Origin of the sequence: Mesorhizobium sp. M0016 (assembly GCF_040324035.1) — a bacterium.
Taxonomy (GTDB): domain Bacteria; phylum Pseudomonadota; class Alphaproteobacteria; order Rhizobiales; family Rhizobiaceae; genus Mesorhizobium.
This window is the reverse complement of record NZ_JAMYVM010000049.1, coordinates 1-10,819: the sequence shown is the minus strand read 5'-3', so window position 1 is coordinate 10,819 and position 10,819 is coordinate 1. Positions and strand designations below refer to the sequence as shown.

At 58.5% G+C, this 10,819-nt stretch carries 9 protein-coding genes and 2 pseudogenes; 4 read left to right on the top strand and 7 right to left on the bottom strand.

Annotated elements, in window-relative coordinates:
- A pseudogene (locus tag NKJ88_RS32555) lies at positions 1-474 on the top strand (hypothetical protein); the annotation flags it as partial.
- Positions 475-742: 268 nt separating this feature from the next.
- On the opposite strand, the gene NKJ88_RS32550 reads toward NKJ88_RS32555, so the two are convergent.
- The 6 genes from NKJ88_RS32550 to NKJ88_RS32525 form a co-directional block, all read right to left on the bottom strand.
- Positions 743-1,810 (bottom strand): DmpA family aminopeptidase, encoded by a 1,068-nt coding sequence (locus NKJ88_RS32550; RefSeq protein WP_352446935.1) that lies wholly within the window; start codon positions 1,808-1,810, stop codon positions 743-745.
- Between the two features lie 171 nt (positions 1,811-1,981).
- The gene (locus NKJ88_RS32545; RefSeq protein ID WP_352446934.1) at positions 1,982-2,983 is read right to left on the bottom strand and encodes an ABC transporter ATP-binding protein; all 1,002 of its coding nucleotides are present in this window, start codon (positions 2,981-2,983) and stop codon (positions 1,982-1,984) included.
- Positions 2,976-3,983 carry an ABC transporter ATP-binding protein gene (locus tag NKJ88_RS32540; RefSeq protein WP_352446933.1) on the bottom strand — a complete coding sequence of 336 codons (1,008 nt, stop codon included), beginning with the start codon at positions 3,981-3,983 and terminating at the stop codon, positions 2,976-2,978. The genes NKJ88_RS32545 and NKJ88_RS32540 overlap by 8 nt, the downstream gene beginning before the upstream one ends.
- A complete protein-coding gene (locus tag NKJ88_RS32535; RefSeq protein ID WP_352446932.1) occupies positions 3,980-4,606 on the bottom strand; it encodes an ABC transporter permease in 627 nt (208 codons plus the stop codon). The genes NKJ88_RS32540 and NKJ88_RS32535 overlap by 4 nt, the downstream gene beginning before the upstream one ends.
- A 302-nt stretch (positions 4,607-4,908) precedes the next feature.
- Positions 4,909-5,913: an ABC transporter permease gene (locus tag NKJ88_RS32530; protein ID WP_352446931.1), complete on the bottom strand. Its 1,005-nt coding sequence runs from the start codon at positions 5,911-5,913 to the stop codon at positions 4,909-4,911.
- Positions 5,914-7,578 (bottom strand): peptide ABC transporter substrate-binding protein, encoded by a 1,665-nt coding sequence (locus NKJ88_RS32525; RefSeq protein ID WP_352446930.1) that lies wholly within the window; start codon positions 7,576-7,578, stop codon positions 5,914-5,916. It lies immediately after the preceding gene.
- Positions 7,579-8,018: 440 nt separating this feature from the next.
- Here NKJ88_RS32525 and NKJ88_RS32520 point away from each other — a divergent pair.
- Positions 8,019-8,186, top strand: a pseudogene (locus tag NKJ88_RS32520) (hypothetical protein); the annotation flags it as partial.
- Here the strand turns inward: NKJ88_RS32520 and NKJ88_RS32515 are convergent.
- A complete protein-coding gene (locus NKJ88_RS32515) occupies positions 8,133-8,288 on the bottom strand; it encodes a hypothetical protein (protein ID WP_352446937.1) in 156 nt (51 codons plus the stop codon). The pseudogene NKJ88_RS32520 and the gene NKJ88_RS32515 sit on opposite strands and share 54 nt — an antisense overlap.
- Between NKJ88_RS32515 and NKJ88_RS32510 the strand changes: the two genes are divergently transcribed.
- Both NKJ88_RS32510 and NKJ88_RS32505 read left to right on the top strand, forming a co-directional pair.
- Positions 8,281-8,376, top strand: coding sequence for a transposase domain-containing protein (locus tag NKJ88_RS32510; protein ID WP_352446936.1), 96 nt, complete (start codon positions 8,281-8,283; stop codon positions 8,374-8,376). The genes NKJ88_RS32515 and NKJ88_RS32510 overlap by 8 nt on opposite strands.
- 901 nt (positions 8,377-9,277) lie before the next feature.
- Entirely contained in the window at positions 9,278-10,456 is a 1,179-nt protein-coding gene (locus NKJ88_RS32505) for a M24 family metallopeptidase (protein ID WP_352446929.1), read from the top strand.
- Positions 10,457-10,819 lie beyond the last annotated feature (363 nt).

Sequence of the window (10,819 nt, the reverse complement as noted above, 5' to 3'; positions counted from 1 at the left end):
CCGCTCGCTCGCTACAGCGCTACTAACGGCGCGCTCGTGAGCGGCTTCCCTATCGCCGAGCTACACCACCTGATGGGACACGACCGTTCCCTGTGCTCCCACACTCCCCTCGCCGATACGCGCTTACTGCGACCCATGATCTTTTCGGGCGCGTTTGCCGACGGCGCGACAAGGGTCTGCCTCATCGGGCTCATTGACCGGAAGTCGCACGATCATGGCCGCCACTCTGGCAAGTCGCCGGAGTTGCTCGGGCGAGAGGTTATTCGGACTATTCAGGTCTCCCTGGCCAACGAGAAGAACCTGCCGCCCGACTCGATTCGCAGCGAAGCGCAGAGGCTGCCGATAATACTCGTCCCGAGGAAGTTGGCTCCTTGGTTGCGCCCTCGAGGTCGCCACGCCGGCGGCACAGACGTCCTCTCCGCAATCGCGGAGCGGGTTAGTCCAAGGGCTTATATGGAATCGCCGGCATACTAGGCGGTTCTGCGAGTACTTCGCCGCTTTCGAACGCCGGACGTGCGCGACATTCCGCAATAAATGCAGCGGGGCGCGGTGATGCAGACAGGCAATGCTCGGCAGACGCTGACGGTGATCGATCGTGCGATCGGCATCATTTGCCCTGCGCGCAGATGCGAGACGAGATATGCCGCGACGGTGCTTTCCGGCCGCGAGAATGTTGCGTTCCGCTTCTTGACTTCTCGAAGAAGGGATGGTGCTCGGCGCCGGCTGAGGCGCTTCCCTTGGATCATTGGTGCAGTCGCCCATAGTAACGCATAAGCTCCTTTAAAGCGTGGTGCTCGATGGCTGCAACAAACCTTTGCTCGCGCCCCACCATGGGCTCGGCTGCCACCATGGCATTAATGATTGCCTCCTCTACGGATTGTGCCGTCGCTTCAAACAGTGTGTCGAGCCTGTTGTTCGGCAAGAAAGCGAAATCTCCGATTGCGGGCGCGACCGCCGACTCACTCAGGGTCAGATTTGCCGTTGAGAAGGCAAGGCATAGATCACCGGATCCATCTCCAGACGGCGTTCCAGTGCGGCCGATGCCGAGCCCGGCACGCCGCGCGAGCCGCTCCAACTGAGTTGGCATCAGAGGTGAGTCGGTAGCTACCACGGCGATAATCGAACCCTGCTCGCCGGCCCAGAGGCGATTCGAAGTGAAGTGTTCGCCAACCGGTACGCCGAGAATTTTCAACAGCGGACGAATGCCAAAGTTCGCTTGTACAAGGCACCCGACGGTATAATTCGCACCGAGCACATCTATAACACGGGACGACGTTCCCGTGCCTCCTTTGAACTCGAAGCAGATCATCCCAGTTCCCCCACCAACGTTCCCCTCAGCCAAGGGGCCGCTGGACGCCCGGTCGAGAGCCTCCGTTACATGGGCGGGTGTAACATGGAAGGCGTCCATGTCGTTGAGGTAGGCATCACATGTTTCGCCCACCACGGGCAACATGAACTTATAGGCTCCATATCCAGACTCGGGCTTCTCGATCATCCATTTCAGGATCGACTGATGGACCGTTCCAAGGCTGTGGGTGTTAGTGATTCCAATGGGTCCCGTAAAATAACCAGCCTCCTTGATCCAGTGCGTTCCGGTCATTTCACCATTTCCGTTAAGCGAGTGAAAGCCGGCCCAAACGGGAGCCTTCAAAGAGCCTGCGCGGCCACGTGGAAGTATTGCGGTGACTCCGGTGCGTGCGGGTCCTCTGCCAGAGGGTGACGAGTCGTTGATCACGGTCGAATAGCCAACCTCCACCCCGGCAACATCGGTAATTGCATTGAAGACGCCAGTGTTTCCAGAAAATGCCATTCCCAGGTCGCGTGCCCGCGGCTTTGCCAAAGCTTCAGACCCCGGGGGTTGAGCAGGTTCCATTAGATGTCCTTTTCTGACTCGGCTGATTAAAGTGGGGCGGGTTTCGGCGTGTTTTACGCAACTGGCAGTTGATGCGTGGGGCTGAGGAAGTCTCAGGCCGGCCGGAGATTACTTGGCAAGCCAACATGCGGACATGTGCTGCGGGCCCACTTCGATGGCCGGCGGTTCCTCTTCCCTACAGCGGGAGAACGCCAAGGGGCAGCGTGGATGGAACCGGCACCCGCTCGGCACCCGAGCGGCGCTTGGAACCTCGCCCTGCAAGGTAGCTAGCTCGGCGCGAGCTGCATTGCCGCCAATCTGCGGCGTAGCATTTCGCAGGGCGACGGTATAGGGATGGCGTGGGTTGAATGTGATCTCGTCGGCGCTGCCGACCTCGACCAAATTTCCAAGATACAAGACGGCAATCCTGTCGGCGATGAACCACGCGAGCGGCAGGTCATGCGTGATGAACAGCAGCGCCATATTATGGTCATCGCGCAGGTCGACCAGAACCTGAAGAATCTGTGCGCGTATCGACACATCGAGCATCGACACGGGCTCGTCGGCAACGATAAGCTCGGGCTTCACGGCAAGGGCTCCGGCAATCACGACTCGCTGGCGCTGCCCGCCGGACAGCTCATGTGGGAAGCGGGCGAAGAAATCGCTGGGAGGATTTACCCCGGCGGACGCAAGCGCTTCACTGACCCGCTCTATTAGTTGAGCATTGTTCTCGACCAACTTGAGTGAGCGCAACGGTTCCGCCACTATATCGAACACGGTGTGTCGCGGGTTGAGCGCCTGATAGGCGTCCTGGAATATCATCTGCACGCGATGTCGGTAAGGACGCAAAGCCGAGGCGCCTAGAACCGACGTCATGTCGCGTCCTTCGAACAACATTCTTCCGCCAGTCGGCTGGGCGAGCTTGGTGATGACGCGGCCCACCGTGGTCTTGCCGCTTCCCGATTCTCCGACCAGTGCAACGATCTCGCCGCGCCCGACGCTGAGGTCGATCCCATCCACCGCGCGCACGGCGCCGCCAGGTCGGCCGAGGACACGGTCTAACAGCCCGCCCTGGACAGGAAAATGGACCTGCAGGCTCTCAAGACGCAGGAAATCGGCGGTATCAGGCATGAGCTGCGACCTCGTCTTCTTGCGAGGACCGGTGAAGGTGACACGCGACGCGTTCCCGCCCAACTTTACCGAGGCTTGGAACTTCGGCCGCACAAATCGCCAAGGCCGACGGGCAACGTGGATGGAACGCACAGCCTGAGGACCGATTTAGCAGGTTGGGAGGATCACCCGGTATTGGCCGGATCATCTTTTTGCCGCTCGCCGGGTTCGGGAGCGAGTCAATCAAAAGTCTGGTGTAGGGGTGCTTAGGTCTGGCGAAGATCTCCGCGACAGTGCCATCCTCGACGATCCGGCCGGCGTACATGATCATAACGCGATCACAACACTCAGCCACTACAGAAAGGTCGTGGGTGATCAGAATGAGGGCAAGGCCAAGCCTCGATCGCAACTCCGCTAACAGCTTCAGGATCTGAGCCTGTGTTATAACGTCTAGCGCCGTGGTGGGCTCATCGCCGATGACGATCGAGGGGCGACATGCTAGCGCCATCGCAATCATCACTCTTTGACGCATGCCGCCCGACAACTCGTGCGGATATGCGTAGCCGCGGTCAGTCGGAATACCGACGAGCTCAAGCAGTTCTCTTGCCCGTGCCGTCGCCTCCCCACGCGACATGCCGAGCTTTAACATACACGGCTCGGCGATCTGCTTGATGATGCGGTGTACGGGGTTGAGCGCATTCATTGCGCCCTGGAACACAACGGACGTTTCGCTCCAGCGATGCGGCCGCATGGCCGCATCATCGTCGACCGGTAGTCGGTTACCGCGATAATGCACCTCGCCGCTGATGACCCGCGCGTTGGGTGACAGCAGGCCCGCGATCGCCATCGCAGTGGTGGTCTTCCCACTACCTGATTCTCCGACGAGGCCAACGGCCTCTCCGGCCCGGAGCGCGAAGCTCACGCTGTCAATGGCACGCGATAAAATGCCCTTAAGCCCATAGTCGACAGAAAGCCCGTTGACTTCCAGAAGCGGAGCCTTGTCCTGGGAAGAGTTTGTCATGGGATCACCCTCCGCCGTGGGTTAAACGTGTCGTCGAGGGCATTGCCAATCAGGACGAAGCTCAGCGAAACCATAAGGACGCAAACCCCGGGGGCGCCGAGATACCACCAGGCTCCAGCACTGGCCGCGCCGGCGCGCTGAGCCTGTGAAAGCAAAGTTCCCCATGAAGGCTGCAACGGATCGCCAAGGCCGAGGAACGAAAGTGACGTCTCGACATAAATTGCGCCGGCGACGACCAGAGCTCCATTGGCCGCGATTTGGGGCACGAGATTGGGGAGAATGTGCCTAACCATGATAGTTAGATTGCTGCTGCCTGCTACGCGCGCGCGATCGATGAATGTTCGCTCTTTAAGCGACAGAGTCTGGCTGCGAACGACCCGAGCGACGAACGCCCAACTTGTCATTCCGATCACGACAATGATCACGAAAAGCGAAGGCCGAAAGCCGAGGATGTCTCCACCACTCCCCATCGCCTCGAGAATCACGGGCGTGATGACCAGCGCCAGCACGAAGGACGGCATGACAAAAAAGAAGTCTGTGAGGCGCATCAGCCAAACGTCAACCCAGCGACCGTAGTAGCCTGAGGTGATGCCAACAGTCGTACCGACGACGAGGCTGATCACGGTCGCGAGCAGAGCGATCGTGAGGGATATACGAGCACCATGGACGACCAGGTTCCCTACGTCTCGCCCAACCTCGTCCGTCCCCACAAAATGCTGGCCAGACGGGGGTGTGAGGAAATCGCCAGTTGCGGTTGCTACAGTCTCAAGTGGGCCAACGAGAATATTAGGCACCACAGCCACTACAAGGAAGAATACCAGACAAGACAAGCCGAGCTGCGCCCCGCCGTGGCCGATAAATTGTCGCAGAAAGCCCTTGATTGCTCGTGCCCGGCTAGGCGGGGAGTACCGAACTGCACTTTCCCTCATTGCTGGACTCGCGGATCGAGAATGCCGTAGGCAAGATCGGCGATGAGGTTTGCGACAACCACCGATGCACCAAGCAACAGGAATACTCCTTGCAGAACTGGGTAGTCTCGCGCATTGAGTGACTCGACTGTCAATCCGCCGATCCCCGGCCATGCGAAGACCGCTTCCACGGTAATTGCACCTGCAACAACATAGCCGAGATTGAGTGTCACCAGGGTCACGACTGGCAGCATGGCATTGCGGAAGGCATGACGCATCAACATCTGACTACCAGTCAGCCCCTTGGCACGCGCTGTCACCATATAGTCCTCGCCGACGACGTCACTCATAGCGGCGCGGGCGACCAGCACGTATTGTCCTGTTAAACCCAATGCTATAGAGGAGGCAGGAAGCACGAGATGGCGGGCGCGGTCCACCAGCCAGTCGAGTGAACCGGCGCTTGCGGCAGTTAACGAATTTGCACCGTAGCCGGGGAGCCAGCCCAAGGCTGAGCTGAAGATCAACACCAAGAGCATGCCGAGCCAAAACGGCGGCGTGGAGTAGAGTGCCAGAGAGGATCCGGTGGCGAGATGGTCGACCGCCGTTCCCCGCCGCCAGCCTGCGAAGACACCCATCATAACCCCGGAAGCAATTGCGATGAGCTGGGCCAAGCCTACCAAGACAATAGTGTTCGGCAACCTCTCGACTAGAACATCGGATACACGCCTGCCCCTGAACTTAAAGCTATACCCCAAGTCTCCTTGGAGTGTGGCCGACATGTAGCTGAGAAGCTGATCTGGGATTAGGGGCCGGTCAAGGCCCCAACGCTGACGCTGCTCATCGATCTGCTCAGCGGTCACGGCGCGGCGTGGCCCCTCCAAAAGAAGCGCAGCGGGATCGCCCGGAACGATGCGGAATACGATGAAATTCAGGATCACGACCATCAGAAGCGTGACGGCGGACCGTAGGAGAATCCTTCCGATACGCCTGCTCGTTCGGCCCCCCTGTCCATTGGGAGCCATTTAGATCGGCCGCAGGCGATCGGCGGGAAAGTAGCTCTCCGTGGACATCGTGTCCTCCGTCCCCCAACCCTCGAAGCAATCCTTGCGACGGGCGTCGAGTAGGAAAGGGTAACACAGGATGATGTAGGGTGCGTCGGTATAAAGGAGGCGCACCGCTTGATCGACCAACTCCTGGCGCTTCTTGAGGTCGATGGTGACGTCGAGCTCCGACATCAGTTTGTCGAAGGTGTCGTTTGTCCAGTACGACTTGTTGCCGTAGCCGTTGCTCTTGCCAAATCGAAGCAGCAAATCAGGCTGGGCAGACGGCCAGCTAGTGCCAATGAGCAAATCCCAGCCCCCGCCGCCATTTGTGGGAGCAGAGGTGCGCTCGTTAAGTGAGCCGATCTCGAGCTGGGTAACCGATACGGGGATGCCAATTTGTCCCAACCAGCCAGCGACCAACTGTATCGCCGCGATCGGGATCACGACGTTGACGTCCCCGTTTCCGGCGATCAACTCGAGCTGGAAACCCTTTCCTTCCTTGTCCTCCCGGACGCCGTCGCCGTTTGTGTCTCGATATCCTGCAGCATCGAGCCGGCGGCCAGCCTCAGCGAGATCGAAGTGGCGCCTAATGTCGCTCAGGTCCGAGTAGTAATCGGTAGCCATCGGCACGATTGGTCCTACTCCGGGGTCGGCGAGCCCGTGTAGCGCTCGCTCTACCATGGCTTTCTGGTCGATTGCGTAGCCAATCGCATCGCGAAACGCGGGGTCCTGCAGCGCCTTGGTGCTACCTGCCCCGGCCCCCGATGCCGTGTTGAAGGCCAAATAATCCCGCTGCGGGATGCGCAGCTTACCGGCGGCGATGGCAGGTTCCTTTGAGAGGTCGGCCCATTGAGCCACCGTCAGGTTCATGCCGTAATCGAAGCCACCGTCCTTCAGACCCTGGGCGATTGGATCGGGTGTACTGAAGAACTGGAAAATAATGCCGGCAGTCTTCGGTTGCCCCGTACGGAAGTATGGGTTCGGCGCAAGGCGGACAAACTGGCCCTGCTGAAACTCCGATACAATCATAGGCCCCGTGCCAACAAGCGGCGAGTCATTGCGGAAGGGGCCGCGCGCATCAGCGTAGCTAATGCCCTTCCAGATGTGCTCCGGAACGATCGATGTGAAGTGGTCGATTGGCCAACGCGTGGGGACCTTGGTCAGGATTTGCAAAGTTTCTTCATCTATAGCAGTGAAGGAGGCCACAACATCCAAGCCGGCGGTGGAGTTCCAACCGACGTTCAACTCATCGGGCGTGCCTATGGAATCCTTCAGATAATTGTATGTGAACGCGGCGTCCCTAGCCGTAGCCGGCCGGCCATCCGACCACTTCATGCCGGGCCAGATCTTGAAGGTCCACGTAAGATTGTCATCGGCAACGGACCAGTCTTTGGCAAACCCCTTCCGATCGGGGTGGTGCTGAGCGTCCCAGCCGACCAATGCATCATAGGTGTAAATCAGCGGATAAAAAGCGTCCCAGGTGGCAAAGGGGTTCAAGGTGTTTGGACTTGCTATGGTGGCGATACGCACAATGTGATCGTCGCACGAAGAAGCGAACGCCCGGGAGTGTTCGACACAAGGTACAGCCGACGCTAACAGCATCGCCTTCATGACCATACGACGACTGAATAGCCATTCGTTCATTTTTATCCTCCCTTGAAGCTCTTGTCATGCCGCAAGGCGCTAAACGAAGTCCATGCTTAGCGGTTTGGCAGACTACGCGACCGTCCCTTATATTTATTGGACTCAGAATGCGTAGCGATTTCGCACTTGGCAAACATGAAATCTATATGGCACCCATCTGGGAGTTCGATGGCTACGAATGAGCGTTTTCGGCGGATGAGATTGTCGTCCGACTGCGACGAGGCAAGACGAAGAAGGGCTCCTTCTGGCCGATCGCCTCCGACGACCTAGGCAGGGACGCAGCGGCAGCTACGCCGAACAGGCCCTCCAAGGCTTCCGCGGAACATTCCTGCATGCGACGGCTATGATGGCTACGACTGCTTGACCCGGATCGAGCGGCCGCAAGGCCGTGGGCACTCGTCCATTGCTGGAGCAATTTGCGCCGCCGCTTTGTGAAGCAGATGCGACACGAAGTCGCCGATCGGCGAGGCCGCCGTGCGCCAGATTGGTCATCGCAGCACTGCGGCTGTGGTCGGAAAAACGGCTCTCCATGGTCTCGTCCGGCTCCATGCTGGCTATCGACATCCGCTGGGCTCATCCGCTTCCTCGAAGACGGACGGCTTGAGCTCGACACCAACCCGGTCGAGAACACCATCATGCCGGTTGCTCTTACAAAACTTCTTGCCGGTCATGAAGTCGGCTTGCGCCCAGAATTGGGCGGTGGTGGCCATCACATGCAAGCTCAACGTCAACCCGGTCGCCTACATCGCCGAAATCCTCGAGGCGATCTTCAACGGGCATCCGCAAGACCGCATTTGAAGACCTCATGCCCTGGCGTTTCCGTAAGACGGCAAGCCCCGCAGGGAGCGCGAAAGCGCTTACATTCAGAGCCCGACTATCTCTCTCCGTTTGAATGAGAGCAGACACATTCACGCAGACGACACATGGAAAAGTAGCTTAACATGGGAGCCGTCCGCGATTTTCCCTGTTTCAGTCTTGAGGTTCGCTCCACGACTGTCCGGGAATTAGCGGACTTCCCCTGTCCGGCCTTTGCGAATGCGCTTCCGGCAGACGGCGCGTCATTCATCCGTGGCTCCAGGTCGCGAAAAATTGAAGTGCGCATCAGCGGCCACTCTGCGTCGTCAATCTCTTCGGCTTGCCTTCGCAGCAGGCCATCCTACAGGTGCCATCGGCTAAAGCGACCCTGTCGAGTTCGAACGCAACATCCCGATGAATGGCAAAGACCTCCTCCATGCCAAAGCTACTGCCGCCGCTGTCCACTCGTCACGCGACAGCCAAGCGGCACTCCCTATGGCTGCCAATCCATTCGCAAGACCAACGATGCGTCGGCGCGGCATGCGATCGACGCGGTGGAGGCGGTTGTATCATATTCATCTAGCTGCGCCGCCGCTTCAAGAAAATGCGTTTCAAATGATGCTATATCTGCGGAAACTCGCGCACGGTAGACCTGATGCACCGGCGACACGGTTCGGGCTAACGACAGTGACGCGGTGGGTCGCACCTGGTTCTGAATCGCCGTACTTTTGCCATCTCGGCACTAGATGGGGACGATAGAAAAACTGCATTTGACGCAACCCACTCGGACGGTTGATGTCTGGCTGACCCAAAGCCCGGAACGTTGAGCGGCAGCCTCTAGCTTCGGTCTGATCCATACTTGTTGCGAACGAAACTACTGCATGGGCAATCATTGAGGTGAGATATGGCGACAACGTCCTCAGCTATTCCTCTGACGGGTGTTCCGTTCCCGAGATCTGAGTATGAGCGACGGCAGCGTAACGTGCTGGCGGCGATGGCTAGCGCGGCGTTAGACGCTCTTGTAGTGACTGCCCATGGCCATCTCCGGTATCTTAGCGGGTACGACGGTAGTGGTGGATACTTCGCACCTTTCCCTTTGATCATGGTACCCGGTCGGTCGCCAACATTTGTTGTCCGACAGTATGACGAGCAAGCGGTTCGTTCGTACAGTTGTATTGAAGAGGTGGTTGCTTATACCCACCAGCAAGATTTTGGGAAAATGTGCGCCGATGTCCTCCGTCGGTATGGCTTGCAAAGCAAGAGGATCGGTTTTGAGCTTGGCTGCTGGAATCTCGCGGTGGCGGATGTCAATGCGCTTCAGGCGCAGCTTCCCGGTTTAAAGATCGTTGATGCGACTCGGCTGGTTTCTTCGGTGGCCGCGGTAAAGGGCGAGCTAGAACTCGAGTGCATGCGCGACGCCATGCGCATGACTGACCTGGCAGTGCGAACCTTCCAGAGTTCGTTACGGGAAGGTGTTACCGAGGGGGAGATGGCAGCGACCATGGGGGCTGCCATCGGGGAACATGCCAGCAACGCTGGCGGGGAGGTTGGGCTTTCTGGCGGCGGTACAATTCTGTTCGGAGAAAGAACGAAGTTGCCACATGCCCCCCCATCTCGGCACCCGATTAGTGCTAACGAGCCGGCATTTCTGGAAATTGGGGCATCAAAACACGGATACTCGGTAGGAATGGTTCGGTGCGCGGTGGTTGGCCGGCATCCAGAGGCTGAATCTCTACACACCTTGGCCGAGGAGGTCATTGAAGCCCTCGTCGACGTAGTTAAGCCGGGAATCTCCGCGGCGGCAGTCGACGCGGCCGGTCGAGAGGTGCTGAAGCGATCTGGGAGAAAGGGCGTCTTTCGCCAGCGAACCGGATACCAGACTGGTATTAATTGGACTGAACGCGGCGACCTGAGCTTGGAGCCGGAGTCGAACGATATCCTGCAAGTCGGCATGACTCTGCACATGCCCAATATATTATGCAGTGAAAACGGCTACTTATTCGGGACAGGTGCGCATGTCTTGGTTGCCGAGCGTGGCGCGGAAGTGCTGAGCGAGATACCAAACACATTGTTCCGGGCATGATCACATTAGCTAATCGCGCGAAGATAAGGGGAGGCCTGCCGTCCAGTAAAGGAATCCCTTTGAGTTCATTCTCCAGAGCGGCTGGCCAGGACTGGTTGCAAATAGTGTGATCATCCGGTGGAAAGGATACCCAAGCCGGAACCTTGCCCTAGATGGGTTGCGGTGGATTTCAAGTCGACCGTGAACAATCTTGATCGGTAAGCGGCAAGCTGCTTCGGGGCAGTGTGCTGAGAGTTCTGCAAATTCGCTGAGAGGGGGCGGTCATGGCAGGCTGGTGATGTTCACGTCACCTGATTCCCGCGAAGGAACGCCACCATGACCAAGACTGAAGTTAAGACCGCCAGCGCTGCCGTCAAAGACATT